Origin of the sequence: Streptomyces turgidiscabies Car8 (assembly GCF_000331005.1) — a bacterium.
Classification (GTDB): domain Bacteria; phylum Actinomycetota; class Actinomycetes; order Streptomycetales; family Streptomycetaceae; genus Streptomyces; species Streptomyces turgidiscabies.
Window position 1 is genome coordinate 1 of the sequence record NZ_AEJB01000187.1, and the last position, 22,462, is coordinate 22,462.

Genomic DNA, 22,462 nt, shown 5'->3' on the forward strand with positions numbered 1-22,462 from the left:
CTTCAGGCCGTCCGGTACCCGGCCTTCTCGCACTTCATGAAGAGTGTTTATGAAGAGTGCTCATGAAGAGTGATTCGCCGAGAAGAACTCAATGCGAGTCCCGGCGCAAGGAAAGCCAGCGCCATCCGAAGTAGAGCAACCCGAGCACTCCTCCAGCTGTACCGGCCCCACACAGAATGGTCGCCCATGGGGCCATTTCCTGTGTTGTCCACAGCAGGCTGACCACGACCAGCGCCGTGGAGAGCGCGAATCGCTCTCCATAGCTGGGATCGCGGCGCCCCGTCAGTCCCCGATGGCGCTGCACTTATATGTGACGCCCTTCATTTTGATGTCCCGGAATCCCACCCTCAGCTTCGTGTTGGCAGGAGCGACGTCGCCGCCGCCCCCACCGCCGCCACCGCTCGCCTTCCGGCAGTCCCAGCCGAGGGCTTCGAGCTTCTTGAGATCACTCTTCGCCTGGTAGCTGTTGTACGAGGCGATCATGGCTGCCCGCTTTTCCGCGGGCGTGGCCTCTTTGGCCTTCGTGTACAGGTAGCACCCGATGCTGGCGCCGATACCCACCCACGACGCACCCTTGGCCAGCGCCTTGGTGAGGCCTGCCGCGCCGCTGCCTATCCCCACGACCGCGCAGAGTTCGTCGGCTCCGGCGCGAGGTTGCCCCGCTGTCGCCGCCTGTGCGGCTGTACCTTCACCCTCCGTCGAAACGGCAAATGCCGTCTGCGCACCGATGCCGCACATCGTGCCGGTCATGGTGAAGGCGATCAGAGTGGAAATTCCCTTGCTTCGTACGCTCACGAAGTTCAATCCCCCATACGTTTTCAAGAATGCTTGGTCAGAGCGATGGGAACGCTACCAGCGTTGACCTGGGAGATCGGTCAATGATTAACCAAGAGAAAGTTTTGTCGGGGAGTGGATTTCATGGAGAGCGGTGAATCTCTCGCAATTCTTCGAAATCCTTCTCAATCCCGCGGAACGGGCTTTTCGGCTCGCTCGGCCGATACGTCGCTCAGCCCGGCCACCAGCGCGGTGGCCCGGGAGGCGGGGACGCCTGCCGTGGTCAGCAGGGTGACCGCGGCCGAGGGGCCCGCCTCCTCCGCTGCGAGGAGTCCGTCGTTCACCGCCTCCATCAGCGCGAACAGCATCTGCTCGTGCACGTACGCCAGTGCCGGTGCCGGCAGCGGTGAGCTGAACGCGCCCTCCGCCAGGCCCCGCCGGAGCATCTCGACGCAGGCCTCGCGGACCGGCGTGAACCGGTCGCGGATGCCCTGCACGGTGACGCTGCGCTGGGCGAGCCCGACGAGGATGCGGTAGCGGTCGGCGACCCGCCAGACCGCCAGCGTGGACCGGGCCACGCACTCCGCCGGATCCTCGGTGCCTCCCTCGAGCCCCTCCGCGTGCGCGGCGGCCACCGCCTCGACGGCGCCGTCGAGCAGCGTGCTGATCAGCGCCTCCCGGTTCGGGAAATGCCCGTACACGGTCCGTCGTACGACACCTGCGGCGCGCGCGATCTGGTCCATCGAGGCGTCGGGGTCCCGCAACAGCTCGGCGAGCGCGACGTCGAGGATGCGGCGGCGGTTCGTGTCGGCGCGGCTGGAGGTACCCGTGGTCATGGCTGACATTGTGCCTTCCCTCGCTTCTGTTTGCACAGTGCTGTGCATCGGCGTACATTGCACATTGTTGTGCAACTGCACGGTATTGTGCAAAAGGATCAACGACAGCTGGTCACAGCCAGTCAGGGAGGCGACCCCGTAGCCATGCGACCCATGCGACCCATGCGACTTGGACGACTTGTCCGTACGGAACCCGTCGAGGGGATGAAGGCCCCCTACACCCGGCGCTGGTGGGCGCTTCTCGTGCTCTGCCTGAGCCTGCTGATCATCGTGATGGCGAACACCGCCCTCACCGTCGCCGCCCCCGACATGACCCAGGACCTGGGCCTGTCCAGCGCCGACCTCCAGTGGGTCATCGACGGCTACACCGTCCCGTACGCGGCGCTGATGCTGCTGCTCGGCGCGATCGGCGACAAGTACAGCCGGCGCGGGGCGCTCGTCCTCGGCCTGGTCGTCTTCGGCGCCGGGTCGGTCGCGGGCTCGCTGGTCGGCTCGGCCACCGGGGTCATCGCGGCCCGTGCCGTCATGGGCGTGGGCGCCGCGCTGATCATGCCCGCGACGCTCTCCCTCCTCGCCGCGACCTTCCCGCGCGCCGAACGAGCCAAGGCGATCACCCTGTGGACGGCCACCGCCGGCCTCGCCATCGCGGCCGGTCCGCTGGTCGCGGGCGCGCTGCTGGAGAACCACGGCTGGTCCTCGACGTTCCTGATCAACGTGCCGATCGCCGCACTCGCGATCGTCGGCGCCCTCGTCCTCGTACCGCCGTCCAGGGCGGGCCACCACGACCGGATCGACTACGTCGGCGGCCTGCTGTCGGTCGTGTGGATCGGCGCGCTCGTCTACATGATCATCGAGGGACCGCACTTCGGCTGGGGCGTCAAGGCGATCACGGCGGCCGTCGCGGCAGGCCTGGGCCTGGCCCTCTTCGTCGTGTGGGAGCTGCGCCATCCGCGCCCGGTCCTCGACGTACGACGCTTCACGCAGCGCCGGTTCGCGGGCTCGAACCTCGCGGTCGCCCTGTTCTTCCTGGCGGTCTTCGGCGCGTTCTACTACCTCACCCAGCACCTCCAGTTCGTGCTCGGCTACGACGCCCTGGACACCGGTCTGCGCATGCTGCCGCTGGCGGGCGCGGTCTTCGTCGGCTCGGCCCTCACCGGCTACTTCACCCCGCGCGTCGGCATGAGGATCACGGTCACGGCGGGCATGGTCGGCGGTACGGCGGCCCTCGCACTGCTCTCGCAGGTGGACTCGGGTTCGTCGTACGGGACCTTCGTCACCCCTCTCGTCATCCTCGGCCTCGCGATCGGCCTCGCCCTCTCCCCGTGCACGGACGCGATCATGGGGGCGTTCCCCGAGGCCGAACTGGGCGTCGGCGGCGCGGTGAACGACACCTCGCTGGAGCTGGGCGGCTCGCTCGGCATCGCGATCCTCGGCTCCCTCCTCTCCACGTCGTACGCCTCCCACCTCACCGACGCGACGAACGGGAGCAAGCTGCCGGCGGGCGCCCTGAACCAGGCCCAGGATTCGGTCGGCGCGGGCTACCAGGTGGCCCAGGCGATCGGCGAACGGGCTCAGCAGCTCGCCGCACAGGCGTCGCAGGCGGCGAGCGCGGGGAAGCCGGAACAGGCGGCCGAGTTGAAGGCACAGGCCGGCCAACTCGCCCAGGGGGCACGCCAGATGACGGACGCGGTCGGCTCGTCCTTCTCGGACGCGGTGGCCCACACCAGCCTGATCGGCGCGGTGATCCTGGGCGTGGGGACGGTACTGGTCGCCGTCCTGCTGCCGGGCAAGGGGCACGGCAGCGGTCGTACGGAGGACACGGAGCCGGCGGCGGACGTACCCGCGCGGCCGGTCGAGGTCGAGGAGGTCGAGGAGGTCGAGGAGGCCGAGGAGATCGCCGAGGCGGCCGAGTTCACCCGTACAGGTCGGTGATCTCCCTCAGCGGGGGGAGCGGGACGGCCACTACGGCCTCAGGTCGGTCACCAGGCGGAAGCGTTCCAGGACCGTCAGGGTCGCGTCGGTCACGGTGAACCCGGGGTCGTCCAGTGCCGCCCGCATCTCCGCGCTGTGCCAGAACCGTTCGTGACCTGCCCGCCAGGCGGCCACATCGGTGTACCCCTCGCCCTCGTCGAGCGCGTGGGCGAGATCCACCGCGGCCAGCGGAACGACCCGTACGCCCGTGATCTCGATGATCCCGACCGGCCGGTCCTCGGAGTCGACGACCACCGAACGGCCGCCGACCTCCGGCAGAGCGTCACCCTCGTGTTCGTAGTCGATCACGAGCCCGGTCGTGGACGTCTTCGAACCGTCGAGGATCGCGGCGACGAGCTGGTCACGCAGCGGACCGGGGAACGCGAACTCGGCCTTGGGGAGCCCCTCGGTCGCCGGGGGGTCTTCGGGCTCCGGGCGATTCACGGGCTGCGGCGGTTGCGGCGGCTGCTCGGTGGTCGTCATGGGATCACGGTAGGGCGAAACCCCCTTTCCGGGCACGCCAATTACGCGCCGAACCGCACGTCACCTGCCCAGCTCCGTTTCCGGGCCGGTGTCCGGGCCCAGGGTCTCGGCGACGGCTCGGGGCAGCCACTCCTGTACGTGACCGAAGGTGAACCCGAGTTCGGTGGCACGGGAGTTGTCCATGCCGTACGAGCGCGCGAAGGAGAACGGCGAGACCTTGCCGACGTCGACGTTCTGGAAAACGGTTCTGCCGTGCGGGATGTGCCGGGCCACGACCGCGCACAACTCCTCGGTGGTCAGCAGGCCGTGGGACGCGGCGTTGACCGGCCCGGTGAACTCCTCGCCCACCGCCCAGAACAGGAAGTCGGCGATCTCCTCGACATGGATGTAGGTCGCGGGCCGGTTCTCGGTCGGTACGGCTATCGGTTCGCCGGTACGGATGCGCTGGGCGTAGTGGTCGAGCCGGCCGGTGAAGTCGTCGGCCCCGCCCAGGACATGGGCCACGCGCACGGCGGTGTACGGGAACCTCGTACCGTCGGTCGGCGTGGAGGCGGAGTCGCTCGCGTCGTCGGAATCGCCGGTGGCGTCGTCCGCCGCGAAGACCGCCTCGGCCTGGCGCTTGCCCTCGCCGTAGTGCGTCTCGCGGAACTCCGGCTTGTGCCAGGGGAGTTCGAGACGGACAGGGACGGTGAGCGGATCGACGGCGTCCTCGCGCACGGGGACGACGGTGTCCTCGTAGACGAGGGAGTCCTCGTACTCGTACACCTCGACCGTGGACGTCATCACATAGCGGCGGGTACGGCCGCCGCCGAAGACGCGCCGGGCGATCGCCGCCTGGCGGGGTGTATAGCAGACCTGGTCGACGACGACGTCGAAGGTACGGTCGCCGAGAGCGGAATTGAGAGCGGCCTCGTCGTCGCGGTCGGCGACGAGGTGAATTACGTCGGCGGGTGGGGGCGCGGAGCCCCGGTTGAGAACGGTCACCCGGTCGCCTGCGGCAGTCAGCCGGTCGATGAGCCGCTTTCCGAAATAGCGGTTGCCGCCGATGACCAATACGTCGCGCATGATGTTCCTCCCCGTTGCGGACCTTGTGATCATAATTGTTCTGGCGTATGAGTCGTCCTCCCCGGTGGCAGAAAGGCGCTGTCACCGGACCGGTCCGACCCGGCCTGAGGTCACCGACCCGACCCGATCCGGCCCGCGCTTGCCTTGACGTCGGCGTCAAGGACTACGTTCGTACCCATGCGAATCGGCATGCGAATCGGCGAGCTGGCGGCGCGGGCCGGGACCACCACACGGACCCTGCGGTACTACGAGTCGCGTGGGCTGCTGCCCGCGCGGCGCATGGACAACGGCTACCGCGCCTACGACGAGGACGACCTGAAACTGCTCAGGCAGATCCGGACGCTCCAGGACTTCGGGTTCGACCTGGAGGAGACGCGGCCCTTCGTGGACTGTCTGCGGGCGGGCCACCCGGAGGGTGACTCCTGTCCCGCGTCACTCGCCGTCTACCGCCGCAAGCTGGACGAACTCGACGCGCTGATCGGGGAGTTGCAGTCGGTTCGGACGAAGGTCGGCGAGCAGCTGACGCGGGCCGAGCGGGCGCGCGACGCGTTGGCGGCCGAGGCGACGGTTCCGGGCGGTCCGGAACCGGAATGCGAGTGGGGAGGACGGACGCGATGATCAGGGCAGCGGGTGTGGCCGAGGTGACGGACGCGGACTTCGAGGCGGAGGTGATCGGGGCCGAGCTGCCGGTCCTGGTGGAGTTCACGGCGGACTGGTGCCCGCCGTGCCGACAGATGGCTCCCGTACTGAGCGCCCTCGCGGCGGAGGAGTCCGACCGGCTGAAGGTGGTGCAGCTGAACGTGGACATGAACCCCCTGACGACGAACGCGTACCGGGTTCTGTCCATGCCGACGTTCATGGTGTTCCGGGGCGGGGAGCCGCTGCGGTCGATGGTGGGAGCCCGGCCCAAAAGGCGACTGCTGGAGGAGCTGTCCGACGTACTCTGACGCGCGCCGAGCCGTGAACCGGCAAAAGAAATCCCCCGAGCGATTGCGCTCGGGGGATTTCTTTGCGTATATTCAATGGTTCGCGACTTTATGGAAGTCGGGTCGCGAGAAGTCGATGAGCAGAGTATATCCGAGCGGGAGCGGAATTGTCAAACAGGGGCGCAAACACGGAATCAACTCACGATGAATTGCGGAGTGAGCAGGAATTCGTCGACGGGCTCTACGCCCGCGTCGACGCCCTGCGCGGCGACACCGAGCACTCCGTCACGGACGCGCTCGCGCAGGGCAGCACGCCGATGCAGGCGCGGCTCGAACGGGATGTGCTCGTCGCCGAACGGTCGGGGCTGCTCGCCGCGCTGAACGCCGTCGACGGGTCGCTGTGCTTCGGGCGGATCGATCTCACCTCCGGGGTCACCCACCACATCGGCCGTATCGGACTGCGCGCCGACGACGCCGAGCGCACCCCGATGCTCATCGACTGGCGGGCCGAGGTCTCCCGGCCCTTCTATCTCGCCACCGGGCACACCACGATGGGCCTTCGCCGGCGTCGGCACATCAGCACGGACGGGCGGCACGTCACCGGACTGCACGACGAGATCCTCGACCTCGGGGACGAGACGCGGACCGGCTACGAGGACCCCTCCGGCGACGCCGTACTGCTCGCCGCGCTCGACTCCGCCCGCACCGGCCGGATGAACGACATCGTCCAGACCATCCAGGCGGAGCAGGACGAGATCATCCGTGCCCCGCATCGAGGCGTCCTGGTGGTGGAGGGCGGACCCGGCACCGGCAAGACCGCCGTCGCGCTCCACCGGGCCGCCTACCTCCTCTACGAACACCGCGAACTCCTCGCCAAGCGGGCCGTGTTGATCGTCGGCCCCAACCCCGCCTTCCTCGGCTACATCGGTGAGGTGCTGCCCTCGCTCGGTGAGACCGGGGTGCTCCTGGCGACCGTCGGCGAGCTGTTCCCGGGCGTGAAGGCCACCGCCGCCGACACGGCGCGGGCCGCTGCCGTCAAGGGGCGGGCGGAGATGGCCGACGTGCTGGCAGCCGTCGTACGGGACCGGCAGGGACTGCCCGACCCCGTCATCACCATCGAGCACGACCGGGACGTCCTCATGCTCGACGCCGGGCTGGTGAGCGTGGCGCGGGAGCGGACGCGCGAGGCGAAACTGCCGCACAACGTCGCCCGTGAGCACTTCGAGGGGCACATCCTCAACACCCTGACCGAGATGGTGGCCGAGCGCATCGGCACCGACCCCTACGACGGCAGCAACCTCCTCGACCCCAGCGACATCACCCAGATCCGCGACGACCTGGCCGAGAACCGCGAAGTCTGGTCCGCCATCGAGCAGTTGTGGCCCCGCATCGGCCCGCGGCGCCTGGTCGCGGACTTCCTCGCCGCGCCCGAGGGGTACGTGTCGGAGGCCGACGCGGATGCCATCAGGCGGCCCGTGAGCCGCGACTGGACGACAGCCGACGTACCGCTGCTCGACGAGGCGGCGGAGCTGCTCGGCGAGGACGACCGGGTCGCCCGGGCGCGGGCCGAGCGCGAGCGCAACAGCCAGGTCGCTTACGCACAAGGCGTGTTGGACGTGTCGTACGCCTCCCGTACGTATGAGTTCGAGGACCTGGACGTGGAGGAGTCCGAGGTGCTGTCCGCGCACGACATCATCGACGCGGAGCGGTTCGCCGAGCGGCACGAGGAGGACGACCCGCGCAGCGCCGCCGAGCGGGCGGCGGCCGACCGGACCTGGGCGTTCGGCCACATCATCGTCGACGAGGCGCAGGAGTTGTCGCCGATGGCGTGGCGGCTCCTCATGCGGCGCAGCCCGACCCGGTCGATGACACTGGTCGGCGACCCCGCGCAGACCGCCGAGCCGGGTGGGGTCGGCGCCTGGGCGGACATCCTCGCGCCGTACGTCCACGACCGCTGGGAGCATGCCCGGCTGGGCGTCAACTACCGCACCCCGGCCGAGATCATGGACCTCGCGGCAGCCGTGGTGAGGGCGGAGCGGTCGGACTTCGAGCCGCCGAAATCCGTACGGTCGACCGGAGTTCGACCGTGGGTGCGTGCCGTGGAGGATGGCGATCTCGCGGGAGCCGTCGCGAAGGCGGCCCGCGAACTGGCGCCCGTCGAGGGGCGGCTCGCCGTCATCGCGCCGCGTGAACTGCACGGGGAGTTGGCGGCGCGGCTGGACGACGTGGAGGCGGGGGCGGAGCCCGATCTCACGCGGGCCGTCGTGCTGCTCGACCCCCGGCAGGCCAAGGGGCTGGAATTCGACTCCGTGCTGGTGGTCGAACCCGGGGCCTTCGGTACGAGTGACCTGTACGTGGCGCTGACCCGGGCCACGCAGCGCGTCGGTGTGCTGCACCGGGGGGAGTTGCCGGTGGCGTTGGCCGTGACCGCCGACTCCGCGGGGGTCTGAGGACGGTCCGTGAGCACCGGCGGATCGCGTGCACCCAGGGTCACCAAGACGTAACAGTTCGCGCCATGGTCACCGCAGGTGCACGGTCGGTGCGGTATGCGTGTGCGTATGGAAGCCCATCCGTTCGCGACCGCGCCGGTCGACAGCCCGGCACTCGAGTCGTTGCCCGTGGAACCGCTGTTGACGTCGGAGTTCGACGCCGACCCGGGCGGGGTCTACGCGCGACTGCGGCGGACCTACGGACCCGTGGCGCCGGTGGGGCTGATGGGCGTACCGGTGTGGCTGGTTCTCGACTACCGCGAGGTGCTGGAGGTACTGCGGAACGAGAGTGTGTGGCGGCGGGACGTGCGGTACTGGCGGGCCCGTGCGCAGGGCCGGCTGCCACCGGACTGGCCGCTGCTCGCGGGCTACGAGGTGCGGCAGACGATGTTCATGGACGACGAGGAGCACCTCGCCGCCCGGCACACGCATCACACGGCGCTGCGGCCGTTCCAGGACGGGCACACCCCGCAGGGCTGGGAGCTGCGGGCGACGGTCGCGCGGTACGCCGACGAGCTGATCGCCTTGCTGGCGGCCGAGTCGGGCACGTCGGGGTTCGCCGACCTGGGGGCCCAGTACACGCGGCCGTTGCTGCTGATGGTCACCACCAAGCTGTTCGGGTGCCCGGTGGAGCTCGGGGACGAGCTGGTCATGGACCTGTGGCGGATGCTGGACGGTGGACCCGACGCCGGGCCGGCCACGGGACGGGCGCTGGCCGCGATGACACGGCTGGCGGCGCACCGGCGGGCGCGGCCCGGGGACGACCTGACGTCGTACATGCTGCTGGCCGACCCGGAGCTGTCGGACGAGCAGTTGGGGCGCGAGCTGTTCATGAACGCCGTGTACCTGAACGACATCACCGGGAACATGGTGCTCAACACGCTCCTCGAGGTGCTGCGCGGGAACGCGACGGTACGGCGCAGTCTGTCGGCCGGCCAGGTCGGGGAGACCGTGAACCGGGCGGCGCTGGTGAATCCGCCGGTCGCCAACATGTGCTTCCGGTTCGCTGCGCGGGATGTGGCGCTGGGGAACTTCTGGATCCGGGCCGGCGACATCGTCTCGCCGTCGGCCGCGGCGGCGCACGGGGACCTGATGGCGATCGGGGCGTCCCATCTGGTCGGGTCGGCCGTGAGCACGCGGGCGCACCTGGGGTGGGGAGCCGGGCCGCACCAATGTCCCAGCGCAGCACGGGAGTTGGGCGGAATGATCGTGAGTACGGCCGTGGGCCGCATCTTCGACCACCTCCGCAAAGCGGAACTCACGTTGCCGGCCGACCAGTTGCCGTGGCGGTCGGGGCCGGTGGTGCGGGGGCTGCGGCTGTTGCCGGTCCGGTACGAGTTGAACAGAAACGTGGGTGGGAGCGGGAACGAGGCTTGGGCGGAGCGGGGAGTCGGTGCGGATGCCGGGGGCCGGCGCGGGGAGGCGGGCGGCGTGGTGGCGGTGGCGGGGTCCGGCGGGGACGGGCAGGTGAAGGGGCTGTTGGGGGCGTTGCGGAGGCTGATGTTCGGGGGGAGGTGAGGCTGGGGGTGTGTGACGCTGTCCAAATCCTTTGAACCCTGCTGCCGAAGGGCTTCTCGTGCTGCGTATCCCCTCCGAGGACATCACGTGGATCCGGAACACCTGTGGGCAGGAGGTCGTCGATGAACTCCTGCGCCAGGGTGAGGAGTACGGCTGGTCCGAGCTTTGCCTGAAGCGGCCGTTGTGGACCTCGCCCGGCAGCAGTTACACGGGCGCGGTGCTCCAGACGATCCTCGCCGCGCCCCCGCCCCGGCAACTCGTCGTCAAGGTGATTCCGGCCGGAGCATCCGGCGGAGAGGCATCCGTCCATGCGGACGCGCTGGAGGCCGTGCCGGAGTTCTCCAAGCTGCACCTGGTCGGCCAGCCGTATCCGCCGATCGGCCTTCCCAGCGGCAGGACCGTGATGTTCCAGGAGGTCGCCGGGGGCAGTCTGCGCGACGTCACCCCGGCGGGATCCCTTCCCCGGCATGAGCAGAACCAGGTCGTCGAGGCGGTCGTCCGGGGACTGCTGGCCGAGTGGAACGAAGCGGCTCTGAAGAACGCCGTCCCCGTGCAGGTCACGGTGTCGGAGTTCCTCCGCCGCGAACTCAACGACGTGTGGACGGGTGGCGGTTCCCTCCAGGCGTTCGGCCGGGACCTGGGCGTCCTCGACCCCTCGCCCCCCTGGGTCTACAGCGACGGCATGCGGCTGCCCAATCCGTATCTGCTGGTCAAGGGTGGGCACCCGGCACTCGCGGACCCGACGGTGCCGGTCCTGCGGGGGCTCGGCCACGGAGACCTGCACCTCGACAACGTCCTCGTGCCGAGGCTGGAGAAGGTGGTGCAGCCGCACGCGTACCGCCTCATCGACCTGTGCACCTTCAGCAGGAGCGCGGATCTCGGTCGCGATGTGGCCACCCTGCTGCTGTCCGTTCTGTTGCCCCACGTGAACCACCCGCAGGAACTGCCGCCCGACCAGCGGCACGCGCTCCTCCGGTTCGTCGTCGACCCGGATGCCGACCATCGCGCCGACATCGTTCCGGGCGCAGCGGCCCGGGTGACGGCTGTGCGGGACCCCGCCCACGAGGCAATGGTCGGCTGGGGGGACCCTTGGGAGCTGCAGTTCCTGCTCTCGCTGACGGCGGCGGCCCTGCGGTTCACGACGTACACCAAGATCAGCGAAGCCGGCCGCACGTGGTTCGCGCGGCTCGCGGCCCACGCGGGCGGCGAAGTGCTGGCCCGGACCCGGGAGAACGACACTGAGGCCTGGCCACCGGCCCTGGAGCCGGGCCGGGATTCCTTCACCGTGCGCGGCTTCGGGCACGCGGGCTCGGCCACGAGTGGCCGTGCACCGGGCTTCGTGCCGGATCAGGGGCCCAGGCAGCGGCGGTGGCAGACGGAGACAGGGGTACCGGACGACCGCTCGGTCGTCGGGTTCGGCCCCGACCGCACCGTCGTGGCCGTCGACAGCGAGGGTGGCGTCCGGCGCTGGAGCGTCTCCGGGGACCCGCTCCCCGGGACCGGCGGACGCTCACCGCGGCAGCGGCTGGGCCATCAGTCGCTGGTGGCCTCCCTGACGCACAGCGTGGTGGTGGCCCGCCCGAAGGAACTGGAGATCGTGCACTTTCCGCAGCGGGGCGGCGCGTTGCGGCCTCCACCGGTCCCCCTGCGCAACGGCGACCACTTCCTGGTCACCAGCGGCGGGGACGTGTTCGCCACCCACGACACGGAGTACCTGACCGTCCGCGCGTTCGGGAACGGGGCGCCGATCGAGGCTCTGCCCTGCCCGCCCTCGTTGGCGGCGAGTGCGGTCAGTATCGACGCCTCGGTCGTCGCAATGGCCCGTGCGCGGGAGGTGCACATCCACCGGCGGGACCGATCGCTGCTCAAATGCGCTGTGGCCAACAGCATTCCGCACCTCAGGAACAAGTTCATGCAGAAGATGACCCCCGATCCGGGTCTGCAGCTCGCGGTCTCCCCCTCGGGCAGCCACGTCGGGTGCGTCACCTTCGAGGAGGTCGTCGTGTGGAGCACCGACGACGGGCGGGAGGTGTACCGCCGCAAGCTCACCGACCGGGAGGCCCACGAAGCGCTCGGCGCGAAGTGGATGCGCCTGGTCTGCACCGAGACGGGCACGCTTTTCTGGCTCCGGCGGGGGCGACTGTCCATCCCGACCGTCGACGGCGGCACCCAGTTGCGGCAGTCCGGTACCTACACGGACGTCGCCATCGACCGGGACGGCACGATGCTCGCGACGCTCGGCACAGAGGGGCGGCTGGAGGTTTGGGACCTGTGACCCGGTCGTCCGGTCCCGCGCATGTCCTCCGCGACGGCTGGGCATGACTGCTCACGCGGTCGGTACCCGGCCGATATGCCGTCGGGCCGGCCGCCGCGCACACTGGCCGCGCCCACACGGCGGCGCGTCAGCGGATCGGGGGGAACCGTGGCGGTACCGAACACGCCTATTTTCGAGCGGCAGAACGATCCCGACCTGCTGATACTCCTGAAAGCGGCCTCCGTTTCGCACCGCCGGGCCAAACGCCTCGCCTCCGCGCACGTCTCGCTCTCCGTGCTCCTCGCAGCCTTGGGGGTGGCGGGCGTGTTCGCGCCCGTGCTCAAGACACCGGGCACCCTGCTCGGCCTGCTGTGGGCGCTCGCGTACGCGGCGGGGGCCCGGCTGTGGGGGCGCGGGGAGATGCGGCGCGCGGCTCTGGTGCAGGAGAAGTTCGACGTCCAGCTGCTCGGACTCCCGTGGAACACCGTCCTCGCCGGCGGCACCGCGCCCCCGGCCGAGGAGGTGGGCCGGGTGGCCCGTCGGTACACGGGGCCGGAGTCACGGCTGCACGACTACTTCTTCGAGGCCACCGCGCTCAGCCGCCCGCTGGACGTCTTCGCCTGCCAGCTGCAGACGCTCGGTTGGGGCGCCCGGGTGCGCCGCCGGTACGCCACGACCGTCTCGTGCGCGCTGGCGCTCTGGACCATGGCGGGCGTCGGGACAGGTCTGGCGCGGTCGATGACCGTGTCCGACCTGCTGCTCCACTGGTTCGTCCCCTCGCTGGGACTGCTGTTGCTCGGCCTGGACACCGTCGCGGCGCAGCGGGACACGGCAGCGGCCCGAGAGCACGCGCAGTCGGTGCTCCTGGCCGCGATGCGCGAGCACGTCTCGCGCGGACGGCCCTCCGCGGACGTCCCCGGGCTGCTCCAACTCGCCCGGCAGGGCCAGGATGTGCTGCTCCAGACCAGGCTCGGGCAGGTCAGGGTGCCCGACTGGTTCTTCCGCCGGTTCCAGACCTCGGACCGGGAGGACTTCGTGCAGGCCATGCGGGAACTGGACCGGACGGCCGCCGACCCCACGCCCTGACCGAGGAGCGACCGGCCGACCACCGTTGGGCCGGCTCGACGATCACTCCGGGGGGCGTGCGGGATATTCGCGCGCCCCCCGGAGTGTTGCGCGCTCCCACTGACGGCGGAAGGCCTGGTGAACGCGACCCGGCTCGCTCCTGCCCGTCCTAGGGTGAGGCACCTCGGCTCGCGTGTGGCTGCGGATGACGAGCGGGCTTCGTGGGGTGGAGCCGGTGAACGCTCTCCACCGCGCTGTCCCCACCCGGCCGGACGAACAGGGGAGACCACATGAACCTCGAAAAGCGGCAGCCGGCCCGTTCCCGCTGGCAGATCGGGCCCCGTTGGGTGGAGCTGCTCGTGGTGAGTGTTCTGACCATCGCCACCGGCTACTTCACGGGGCGGGTGAGTGAGAAGAACTACCAGGCCGACTCCCCGCAGCCGACCGCGACGGTGACCGTGCGGGCCACGGAGACGGTCACGGCGACCCCGGAGGCGAGCGCGACGCCGACGACGCTTGAGGGTCAGGGCGAGGGCGGGAGTGGTTCGCTGGACGGGGAGAATCCCGAGCCCGCGGACAGTTCGTCGGCGCGCCCGGCGCAGAGCTTCCTCTCCGACCTCAGCTCAGTCACGTACACGGGCGACTACGGCCCCAGCCCTGTGCTGATGCTCGGCGTCAACTACCCCAAGAGCGTCAGGCTCGGCTGCGACAGCTCGAGCAACGACAGCGTCACGTACGACGTGAGCAGCTACAAGCGTCTCAAGGCCACTCTCGGCATCCCCTCCGATGCGAGGAACGCGATCGGCTCCGTGGCGGCGATCAAGGTGTTCGACTCCTCGGGGCGGCAGATCGCCGACGCGGTGCAGTTCCGCTCCAGCGACACCGCCGACCTCTCCGTCGACATCAGCGGCCAGGACCAGATCAGGATCACCTGTGCTCTGGTGAAGTCGGGCGATCCGAACCGCTCCGCGACGACGGGCGGCCTCGGTGACGCGGTCCTGACCTCCTGAATGTCGTCCTCCCCGACGCCGTACGTGGCTACGCCGGGCGCAGCCACACCGTCGCCAGCGGGGGCAGGGTTACGCGGATGCTGGCCGCGCGGCCGTGCCAGGGCTGGGGGTCGGGCTTGAGCGGGTCAGGGTTGTGGATGTCGGCGCCACCGTAACGGGACGCGTCCGTGTTGAGGGTCTCGTGCCAGGCCTGGACCGTGTCCGGGACGCCGATGCGGTAGTCGTCGCGGACGACGGGGGAGAAGTTGCTGATCGACAGGAGCGGAGTGCCCTCCGCGTCGTAGCGGACGAAGGCGAAGACGTTGTCCTCCGCCGCGTCGCCGACCAGCCACTCGAAGCCCGACGGCCGCGTGTCCAGCTGCCAGAGGGCCGGGGTGTCCCGGTACACCGTGTTCAGGTCGCGGACCAGGTCCCGTACGCCCCTGTGATCCGCCTCAGCGCCGTACGCGGGGTCGAGCAGCCACCAGTCGGGGCCATGGGCCTCCGACCACTCCGCGCCCTGCGCGAACTCCTGGCCCATGAACAGGAGTTGCTTGCCGGGGTGGGACCACATGAAGGCCAGGTACGCCCGTTCGGTCGCCCGCTGCTGCCACCAGTCGCCCGGCATCTTCGACACCAGCGAACCCTTGCCGTGGACCACTTCGTCGTGCGAGATGGGCAGGACGTAGTTCTCGCTGTACGCGTACACCATGGAGAACGTCATCTCGTGGTGGTGGTGCTTACGGTGCACCGGGTCGTGCTGGACGTAGCCGAGCGAGTCGTGCATCCAGCCCATGTTCCACTTCAGGCCGAAGCCCAGGCCGCCGAAGCCGCCGGGGCCCGTGTGGTGCGTGGCCCGGGTGACGCCGTCCCACGCCGTCGACTCCTCGGCGATCGTCACGACGCCGGGGACTCTCCGGTACACCGTCGCGTTCATCTCCTGGAGGAAGGCGACCGCGTCCAGGTTCTCCCGGCCGCCGTGCTCGTTCGGCGTCCACTGGCCGGCCTCGCGCGAGTAGTCGAGGTACAGCATCGAGGCGACCGCGTCGACCCGCAGGCCGTCTATGTGGAACTCCTGGCACCAGTAGACGGCGTTCGCCACAAGGAAGTTGCGGACCTCGCGCCGGCCGAAGTCGAACTCGAGGGTGCCCCAGTCGGGGTGGGCGGCACGCAGCGGGTCCTCGTGCTCGTACAGCGGGCGCCCGTCGAACTCGGCCAACGCCCAGTCGTCGCGCGGGAAGTGCGCCGGCACCCAGTCCATCAGCACGCCGATACCGGCGCGATGGAGGGCGTCCACCAGGTACTTGAAGTCGTCCGGGGTGCCCAGCCGGGCCGTGGGGGCGTAGAAACCGGTGACCTGGTAGCCCCACGAGCCGCCGAAGGGATGCTCCGCCACCGGCATCAGCTCCACGTGCGTGAAGCCCAGGTCCCGTACGTAGGCGGGGAGTTGCTCCGCCAGCTGACGGTAGGTCAGGCCAGGACGCCAGGACGCCAGATGGAGCTCGTAGATCGACATCGGGGCCTCGTGCGCGGGGGCCCCGGACCGGCGTGCCAGCCACTCCGCGTCATCCCACTCGTGGTGTGAACTGTGCACGATGGACGACGTGTTGGGCGGGACCTCGGTCCGGCGGGCCATCGGGTCCGCGCGCTGCGTCTTCGAGCCGTCCGCGCGCGTGATCTCGAACTTGTACAGCTCGCCCTCGCCGACGCCCGGCACAAATAGCTCCCACACCCCGGTGCCACCGAGGGAGCGCATCGGATACGCCGTACCGTCCCAGAAGTTGAAGCCTCCGATCACCCGCACCCCGCGCGCGTTCGGCGCCCAGACGGCGAAACGGGTGCCGGTGACGCCCTGGTGGGTCATCGGCTCCGAGCCCAGCGCCCGCCACAGCTCCTCGTGCCGGCCCTCGCCGATCAGATGCAGGTCCAGGTCACCGAGCGCGGGCAGCAGCCGGTACGCGTCCTCGGTCTCCTGCACCTGCTCCTCGTACGCGATGACGAGCCGGTACTCCGGGACCCCCCGCAGGGGCAGCGCGCCCGAGAAGAAACCGTCCCCGTCGGCGTGCAGGTCGGCCCGCAGATCCCCCGCCACGACGGTCACCGACTCGGCGTAGGGCCGCAGCACCCGAAAAGCGACCCCGCCGGGCAGCGGATGCGCGCCCAGGACGGAGTGCGGGTCGTGGTGCGTGCCGGCGAGCAGCCGCTCGCGGTCGACGGCGTCCAGCGCGGGGGAGGGGAGCAGCGCGGTCTTCTTCGGAGTGACCTCGACCGGAGTGACCTCGACAGGTACGAACTCGGCCGGAGCGACCTCGGCCGGTTGAGAGGTGGACGGCTCCGCCACCGGGCCCGGTTCCGTCACCGGTTCAGTCGCCGTCACGGGCTCCGGCGTACTCTCCAACTCCTTCACCGGCTCCTTCGCCGCCTCCCTCGCGGCCTCTTTGGCTGCCTGCTTCGCCGCTTTCTTCCCGGGGTCCTTCTTCGCGGACGTCTTCTTCTTCGGGTTCTTCGAGCCGCTGGACGGGGAGTGCGGGGTCACGGGCTGGGGCCTTTCGGAGGTGAGGCAGGGCGAGAGAGGTGACGCGGGCGGGTGTGACGCGGGGGTCAGTCGGGTGCGGCCAGGCGGTGTATCGCCGACATCGGTACCGGAAGCCAGTCCGGGCGGTGCCGTGCCTCGTACACCACCTCGTACACCGCTTTGTCCGTCTCGTACGCCCGCAGCAGTACGGGATCGGTACGCGGGTCCCGGCCGGCGGTCTCCGCGTACCCGGCGCAGTACGCGGCCCGGCACACCGCCGCCCAGTCGGGCAGCCGGGGGTGGAGCGAGTGGGCCGCGTAGTCGAACGAGCGGAGCATGCCCGCGACGTCCCGTACCGCCGGTTGCGGCAGCCGCCGTTCCGCGAGGGGCTTGGACGGCTCGCCCTCGAAGTCGATCAGCGACCACTCCCCGGACGGCGAACGCAGGCATTGTCCGAGGTGCAGATCGCCGTGGATACGCTGCGCCGTCCAGGTCTGCCCCTCGGCGGCGAGGTCGGCCAGCGCCTCGTAGGCCGAGCGCAGGCCGGGCGCGTACGGGTGGAGTGCGGGTACCGCCTGAACCGCCGCGTCCAGGCGTTCGATCATGCCGTCGACCAGCGGGCTCAACTGCGCGTGGCCCATGGTCACCGTGGGCAGCGTGCGGGCGAGAGCCAGGTGCACCTCGGCGGTGGCCCGCCCGAGCGCCCGCGCTTCCGCGCTGAAGTCCTCCCCCTTGGCCAGCTCGCGCAACGCCAGCTCCCAGCCGTCGGCGGCACCCCGCACGAAGGGCTGGAGGACGCCGAGTACGTAACGGTCCTCGGCGCTCACCTCCGCGTCGGAGCCGGAGTCGGTCGTCCCGGCCGCGTCGGCGCAGATCCACGCGACCGGGGCAGGGACCCGGGGGCAGCCCTCGCGGGCCAGCGCCAGGGGCAGTTCCAGGTCGGGGTTGACACCCGGTGAGACCCTGCGGAGCAGCTTCAGGATGAACGTGTCGCCGTAGACGATCGACGAGTTGGACTGCTCCGCGGTCACCATCCGGGCCGCCAGCCCCGCCGGTATGTCGCTCTCGCCGTCGTCACCGGCGCCGGTCTTGTCGTCACCGTCCCGGTCGAAGCGCAGGGCGCCGATCCGCGCCCGGGTGCGCATCGCCTCCAGGAGTACTTCGGCGGGCCGGGCGTCGTACAGGGCGTCGTACACCGTCCGTCCGGTCAGAGGGCCCCGGTCCACGTGTCCGATGAGCGCGGGCGCAAGCCGGGGCGGCAGCGCCTCGCGCGCGCCTATGAGGAGCTGGTAGCAGTCGCCGGGGCCCTGGAGCGCGGGCTGATGGGCGCGTACGAGGAGGTGGTACAGGCCCGACTGCGCGGTGACGGGCAGCAGTTCGGTGGCCGCCACCAGGGAGAAGTCGGTGACCGGGCGTCCCTTGCCGGCGAACCAGCGCTGTCTCGGCAGCCATTCGCGCAGCAGTGGTTCAAGGGACGCGAGGAGGTCCGGACTTGTCGTGGCGGAGCGGGTGGCGGCTTCCGACATGGCGTCGCGTCCTTTCCCCGAGGGGGCGGAGTGTGACTGATGCGTGCCCCGGGCGGGACGGGAGAAACCGGCCCGCCGGGGTTCGGCACGTACGACCTTGTACGTGTACAGGTACGACTGCCTTCTGTCCGGCGTTCTACCCGGCGTCCTTGGCGTCCTTGGCGTCCTTGGCGTCCTTGATGTCCTTCGCGTCCTTGCGCAGCCTGAACCAGTAGAAGCCGTGGCCTGCGAGGGTGAGGAGGTAGGGGAGTTCGCCGATGGCGGGGAAGCGGACTCCGCCGATGAGTTCGACGGGGTGTGTGCCGTTGAAGGTTTGCAGGTCGAGTTCGGTGGGCTGGGCGAAGCGGGAGAAGTTGTGGACGCACAGGACGAGATCGTCTTTGTATTCGCGTAGGAAGGCGATGACGGCGGGGTTGGAGGAGGGGAGTTCGGTGTAGGAGCCGAGGCCGAAGGCGGGGTTCTGTTTGCGGATCTCGATCATGCGGCGGGTCCAGTGCAGGAGCGAGGAGGGGGAGGACATGGAGGCTTCGACGTTGGTGACCTGGTAGCCGTAGACGGGGTCCATGATCGTGGGCAGGACGAGGCGTCCGGGGTCGCAGGAGGAGAAGCCGGCGTTGCGGTCGGGGGTCCATTGCATGGGGGTGCGGACGGCGTCGCGGTCGCCGAGCCAGATGTTGTCGCCCATGCCGATCTCGTCGCCGTAGTAGAGGATCGGCGAGCCGGGGAGGGACAGCAGGAGGGCGGTGAAGAGTTCGATCTGGTTGCGGTCGTTGTCGAGGAGGGGGGCCAGACGGCGTCGGATGCCGATGTTGGCGCGCATGCGGGGGTCTTTGGCGTATTCGGCCCACATGTAGTCGCGTTCTTCGTCGGTGACCATTTCGAGGGTGAGCTCGTCGTGGTTGCGCAGGAAGATGCCCCATTGGCAGTTGTTGGGGATGGCGGGGGTCTTGGCGAGGATTTCGGAGACCGGGTAGCGCGATTCGCGCCTGACTGCCATGAAGATGCGGGGCATGACGGGGAAGTGGAATGCCATGTGGCATTCGTCGCCGCCGCTGGCGAAGTCGCCGAAGTAGTCGACGACGTCTTCGGGCCACTGGTTGGCTTCCGCGAGGAGGACGGTGTCGGGGTAGTGGTCGTCGATTTCTTTGCGGACGTGTTTGAGGAATTGGTGGGTGGCGGGGAGGTTTTCGCAGTTGGTGCCTTCGGCTTGGTAGAGGTAGGGGACGGCGTCGAGGCGGAAGCCGTCGATGCCGAGGTCGAGCCAGAATTTGAGGGCGGAGAGGATTTCTTCCTGGACTGCGGGGTTTTCGTAGTTGAGGTCGGGTTGGTGGGAGAAGAAGCGGTGCCAGTAGTACTGTTTGCGGACGGGGTCGAAGGTCCAGTTGGAGGCTTCGGTGTCGACGAAGATGATGCGGGCTTCTGGGTATTGTTCGTCTTTGTCGGCCCAGACGTAGTAGTCGCCGTAGGGGCCTTGGGGGTTGTTTCTTGATTCCTGGAACCAGGGGTGTTGGTCGCTGGTGTGGTTCATGACGAAGTCGATGATGACGCGCATGCCGCGTTGGTGGGCTGCGTCGACGAATTCGACGAAGTCGGCGAGGTCGCCGAATTCGGGGAGGACGGCGGTGTAGTCGGAGACGTCGTAGCCGCCGTCCCTCAACGGTGATTTGAAGAAGGGGGGGAGCCAGAGGCAGTCGATGCCGAGCCATTGGAGGTAGTCGAGTTTGGCGGTGAGGCCTTTGAGGTCGCCGATGCCGTCGCCGTTGCTGTCCTGGAAGGAGCGGACGAGGACCTCGTAGAAGACGGCGCGTTTGAACCACTCGGGGTCCCGGTCCTTGGCGGGAGTGTCCTCGAAGGTGTCCGGAACAGGCTCGTTGACGATCATGTGGTGGGTGACCCTCCGATCTGCGGGGTGGACGGTCGCAGGACGGTCAGAACATGCGCGGGACGAGTACCCGGTTCCAGGCGCACATAGTTCGTCCTGCCCCATTCGTAGGTCTCGCCGGTGAGCTCGTCGCGCACCAACGCGGGCTCGTGCCAGTCCAGGCCGAGTTGCGGCATGTCCAACGAGACCGTCGCCTCCTGGGTGTGGTGAGGATCGAGGTTCGCGACCACCAGAACCGTGTTCGATCCCCGGCGCTTCGAATAGACGATCACCGCCTCCTGGTCCGCGTGGTGGAAGTGGAGGTCACGCAACTGCCGCAGGGCCGGACTGCGTCGCCGGACCGCGTTGAGCGTGGCTATCAATGGCGCGATGCTACGTCCGTCACGCTCCGCGGACTCCCAGTCGCGGGTACGCAGTTGGTATTTCTCGGAGTCCAGGTATTCTTCGCTGCTCTCGCGCAGCGGGGTGTTCTCGCACAGTTCGTAGCCGCTGTAGACGCCCCAGGTCGGGGAGAGTGTCGCGGCGAGCACGGCGCGTACCTCGAAGGCGGGGCGTCCGCCCTCCTGAAGGTACGCGTGCAGGATGTCGGGCGTGTTGACGAAGAGATTCGGGCGCATGTACGCGGCCGTGTCACCGGACAACTCGGTCAGGTACTCGGTGAGTTCGCTCTTGCTGGTACGCCAGGTGAAGTAGGTGTACGACTGCTGGAAGCCGACCTGGGCCAGGGTGTGCATCATCGCCGGCCGGGTGAACGCCTCCGCCAGGAAGATGACGTCGGGGTCGGTGTGGTTGATGTCCGCGATCACCTGTTCCCAGAAGACGACCGGTTTGGTGTGCGGGTTGTCGACGCGGAAGATCCGCACCCCGTGGTCCATCCAGTGCCGCAGCACCCGCACCGTCTCCGCGACCAGCCCGGGCAGGTCGGCGTCGAAGGCGATGGGGTAGATGTCCTGGTACTTCTTCGGCGGGTTCTCCGCGTAGGCGATCGTCCCGTCGGGGCGGTGATGGAACCACTGCGGGTACTTCTGCACCCAGGGGTGGTCCGGTGAGCACTGCAGCGCGAAGTCCAGCGCCACCTCGAGCCCGTGCCGGGCGGCCTCGGCGACGAAGAAGTCGAAGTCCTCCAGCGTTCCCAGATCCGGGTGGACGGCGTCGTGGCCGCCCGCTTCGGAACCGATCGCCCACGGCACCCCCACGTCCTGCGCCGACGCGGACAGGGTGTTGTTGGGGCCCTTGCGGAAGGTGTGCCCGATCGGATGGATCGGGGGCAGATAGAGGACGTCGAAGCCCATCGCGGCGATCGCCGGCAACCGCCGCGCCGCCGTCCGGAACGTGCCGTGCGGCTGCTCCGGGGTGCCCTCGGAACGGGGGAAGAACTCGTACCACGCCCCGTACAGGGCCCGCTCCCGCTCCACCACCAGCGCCAACGGCTCACTCGACGTGAGCGGTTCACGCAGCGGGTACCGGCGCAGCACCTTGTCCACCGCCGGAGTCAGCGCGGCCGACAGCCGGGCCGGTGCCGGGCGTCCGACGTCCCGGAGGGCCTCGACGGCGGTCAGCAGCACATCCCGCTTGCCCTTGTTCTTCGGTACGCCGGCGGCGGCACGCTCATAGAGCTGCGCGCCCTCCTCCAGCACCAGCTCCGTGTCGATCCCGGCCGGGATCTTGATGCCCGCGTGGTGCCGCCAGGTGCTGATCGGGTCGCCCCACGCCTCCACGGTGTACGTCCACTCACCGGGCGCGTCGGCCTCGACGGTGGCGCCCCAGCGGTCGGTGCCCGGGGCCAGTTCACGCATCGGCGTCCAGCGGCCGGGCCGGCCCTTCGGGTCGCGGAGTACGACGTTGGCGGCGACGGCGTCATGACCCTCGCGGAAGACGGTGGCCGAGACCTCGAAGGCCTCCCCGACCACCGCCTTCGCCGGACGGCGCCCGCCCATGACGAGGGGCCGGACGTCCAGGACGGGGATACGGCCGACCGCGGTGCCCTCGGTGACCGGGAGAGGCTGCGGAGGCGGCGGGGCCGAGGTGGGGGTGGGCGCCGGGGCCGGGGCCGGAGTGGGTGGCTCCGGGGCGGCCGGTGGCACGGCGGTGTTCGTCGGGGATATCGGTGGTGCTGACGAGTGGTGCGTGGCGGGCATGACCGCTCCTGTCCGCGTCAACGTGGGTGGG

The 22,462-nt window shown here is 69.6% G+C and carries 16 protein-coding genes; 8 read left to right on the plus strand and 8 right to left on the minus strand.

The window, feature by feature from the left end:
- Nucleotides 1-282 precede the first annotated feature (282 nt).
- Both STRTUCAR8_RS11435 and STRTUCAR8_RS11440 read right to left on the minus strand, forming a co-directional pair.
- Nucleotides 283-795 (minus strand): hypothetical protein, encoded by a 513-nt coding sequence (locus tag STRTUCAR8_RS11435; protein ID WP_006375829.1) that lies wholly within the window; start codon nucleotides 793-795, stop codon nucleotides 283-285.
- 164 nt (nucleotides 796-959) lie between these two features.
- The gene (locus STRTUCAR8_RS11440; protein WP_006375824.1) at nucleotides 960-1,619 is read right to left on the minus strand and encodes a TetR/AcrR family transcriptional regulator; all 660 of its coding nucleotides are present in this window, start codon (nucleotides 1,617-1,619) and stop codon (nucleotides 960-962) included.
- Between the two features lie 153 nt (nucleotides 1,620-1,772).
- On the opposite strand from STRTUCAR8_RS11440, the gene STRTUCAR8_RS11445 reads away from it, so the two are divergent.
- Complete coding sequence (locus STRTUCAR8_RS11445; RefSeq protein WP_006375834.1) at nucleotides 1,773-3,542, plus strand: MFS transporter; 1,770 nt, start codon at nucleotides 1,773-1,775, stop codon at nucleotides 3,540-3,542.
- Nucleotides 3,543-3,572: 30 nt separating this feature from the next.
- Here the strand turns inward: STRTUCAR8_RS11445 and STRTUCAR8_RS11450 are convergent, their stop codons facing one another.
- Nucleotides 3,573-4,064: an ASCH domain-containing protein gene (locus STRTUCAR8_RS11450; RefSeq protein ID WP_006375832.1), complete on the minus strand. Its 492-nt coding sequence runs from the start codon at nucleotides 4,062-4,064 to the stop codon at nucleotides 3,573-3,575.
- Between the two features lie 60 nt (nucleotides 4,065-4,124).
- Nucleotides 4,125-5,129: an NAD-dependent epimerase/dehydratase family protein gene (locus STRTUCAR8_RS11455; protein ID WP_006375827.1), complete on the minus strand. Its 1,005-nt coding sequence runs from the start codon at nucleotides 5,127-5,129 to the stop codon at nucleotides 4,125-4,127.
- 189 nt (nucleotides 5,130-5,318) lie between these two features.
- On the opposite strand from STRTUCAR8_RS11455, the gene STRTUCAR8_RS11460 reads away from it, so the two are divergent.
- The 7 genes from STRTUCAR8_RS11460 (at nucleotide 5,319) to STRTUCAR8_RS11490 (ending at nucleotide 14,391) form a co-directional block, all read left to right on the plus strand.
- Nucleotides 5,319-5,747, plus strand: a complete 429-nt coding sequence (locus tag STRTUCAR8_RS11460; RefSeq protein ID WP_044472039.1) for a MerR family transcriptional regulator — start codon at nucleotides 5,319-5,321, stop codon at nucleotides 5,745-5,747.
- Nucleotides 5,748-5,761: 14 nt separating this feature from the next.
- Nucleotides 5,762-6,076 (plus strand): thioredoxin family protein, encoded by a 315-nt coding sequence (locus STRTUCAR8_RS11465; RefSeq protein ID WP_179200551.1) that lies wholly within the window; start codon nucleotides 5,762-5,764, stop codon nucleotides 6,074-6,076.
- A 128-nt stretch (nucleotides 6,077-6,204) separates the two neighbouring features.
- On the plus strand, nucleotides 6,205-8,505 hold the full coding sequence (locus STRTUCAR8_RS11470) for a HelD family protein (RefSeq protein WP_078507173.1): 2,301 nt from the start codon (nucleotides 6,205-6,207) through the stop codon (nucleotides 8,503-8,505).
- 108 nt (nucleotides 8,506-8,613) lie between these two features.
- On the plus strand, nucleotides 8,614-10,062 hold the full coding sequence (locus STRTUCAR8_RS11475; RefSeq protein WP_006375835.1) for a cytochrome P450 family protein: 1,449 nt from the start codon (nucleotides 8,614-8,616) through the stop codon (nucleotides 10,060-10,062).
- A gap of 58 nt (nucleotides 10,063-10,120) precedes the next feature.
- The gene (locus STRTUCAR8_RS11480) at nucleotides 10,121-12,337 is read left to right on the plus strand and encodes a hypothetical protein (protein ID WP_044472036.1); all 2,217 of its coding nucleotides are present in this window, start codon (nucleotides 10,121-10,123) and stop codon (nucleotides 12,335-12,337) included.
- A gap of 147 nt (nucleotides 12,338-12,484) precedes the next feature.
- On the plus strand, nucleotides 12,485-13,402 hold the full coding sequence (locus STRTUCAR8_RS11485) for an S-4TM family putative pore-forming effector (RefSeq protein WP_006375828.1): 918 nt from the start codon (nucleotides 12,485-12,487) through the stop codon (nucleotides 13,400-13,402).
- A 269-nt stretch (nucleotides 13,403-13,671) separates the two neighbouring features.
- Nucleotides 13,672-14,391, plus strand: a complete 720-nt coding sequence (locus tag STRTUCAR8_RS11490) for an NPCBM/NEW2 domain-containing protein (protein ID WP_006375831.1) — start codon at nucleotides 13,672-13,674, stop codon at nucleotides 14,389-14,391.
- 28 nt (nucleotides 14,392-14,419) lie between these two features.
- Here STRTUCAR8_RS11490 and glgB read toward each other — a convergent pair whose 3' ends face one another.
- The 4 genes from glgB to STRTUCAR8_RS11510 all read right to left on the minus strand — a co-directional run bounded on the left by glgB (nucleotide 14,420) and on the right by STRTUCAR8_RS11510 (nucleotide 22,431).
- Nucleotides 14,420-16,906 (minus strand): 1,4-alpha-glucan branching enzyme, encoded by a 2,487-nt coding sequence (glgB, locus tag STRTUCAR8_RS11495; protein ID WP_006375830.1) that lies wholly within the window; start codon nucleotides 16,904-16,906, stop codon nucleotides 14,420-14,422.
- A 65-nt stretch (nucleotides 16,907-16,971) separates the two neighbouring features.
- Nucleotides 16,972-18,411: a maltokinase N-terminal cap-like domain-containing protein gene (locus tag STRTUCAR8_RS11500; RefSeq protein ID WP_006375833.1), complete on the minus strand. Its 1,440-nt coding sequence runs from the start codon at nucleotides 18,409-18,411 to the stop codon at nucleotides 16,972-16,974.
- Between the two features lie 136 nt (nucleotides 18,412-18,547).
- On the minus strand, nucleotides 18,548-20,293 hold the full coding sequence (gene treS / locus STRTUCAR8_RS11505; protein WP_006375823.1) for a maltose alpha-D-glucosyltransferase: 1,746 nt from the start codon (nucleotides 20,291-20,293) through the stop codon (nucleotides 18,548-18,550).
- Nucleotides 20,290-22,431, minus strand: a complete 2,142-nt coding sequence (locus STRTUCAR8_RS11510) for an alpha-1,4-glucan--maltose-1-phosphate maltosyltransferase (RefSeq protein WP_006375821.1) — start codon at nucleotides 22,429-22,431, stop codon at nucleotides 20,290-20,292. The genes treS and STRTUCAR8_RS11510 overlap by 4 nt, the downstream gene beginning before the upstream one ends.
- Nucleotides 22,432-22,462 lie beyond the last annotated feature (31 nt).

Excerpts from the sequence above, each read along its gene's own strand:
- STRTUCAR8_RS11440 (WP_006375824.1), bottom strand. The coding sequence starts at position 1,619 with ATGTCAGCCATGACCACGGGTACCTCCAGCCGCGCCGACACGAACCGC.
- STRTUCAR8_RS11445 (WP_006375834.1), top strand. The coding sequence starts at position 1,773 with ATGCGACTTGGACGACTTGTCCGTACGGAACCCGTCGAGGGGATGAAG.
- STRTUCAR8_RS11450 (WP_006375832.1), bottom strand. The coding sequence starts at position 4,064 with ATGACGACCACCGAGCAGCCGCCGCAACCGCCGCAGCCCGTGAATCGC.
- STRTUCAR8_RS11455 (WP_006375827.1), bottom strand. The coding sequence starts at position 5,129 with ATGCGCGACGTATTGGTCATCGGCGGCAACCGCTATTTCGGAAAGCGG.
- STRTUCAR8_RS11460 (WP_044472039.1), top strand. The coding sequence starts at position 5,319 with ATGCGAATCGGCGAGCTGGCGGCGCGGGCCGGGACCACCACACGGACC.
- STRTUCAR8_RS11475 (WP_006375835.1), top strand. The coding sequence starts at position 8,614 with ATGGAAGCCCATCCGTTCGCGACCGCGCCGGTCGACAGCCCGGCACTC.
- STRTUCAR8_RS11490 (WP_006375831.1), top strand. The coding sequence starts at position 13,672 with ATGAACCTCGAAAAGCGGCAGCCGGCCCGTTCCCGCTGGCAGATCGGG.
- STRTUCAR8_RS11500 (WP_006375833.1), bottom strand. The coding sequence starts at position 18,411 with ATGTCGGAAGCCGCCACCCGCTCCGCCACGACAAGTCCGGACCTCCTC.
- treS (WP_006375823.1), bottom strand. The coding sequence starts at position 20,293 with ATGATCGTCAACGAGCCTGTTCCGGACACCTTCGAGGACACTCCCGCC.
- STRTUCAR8_RS11510 (WP_006375821.1), bottom strand. The coding sequence starts at position 22,431 with ATGCCCGCCACGCACCACTCGTCAGCACCACCGATATCCCCGACGAAC.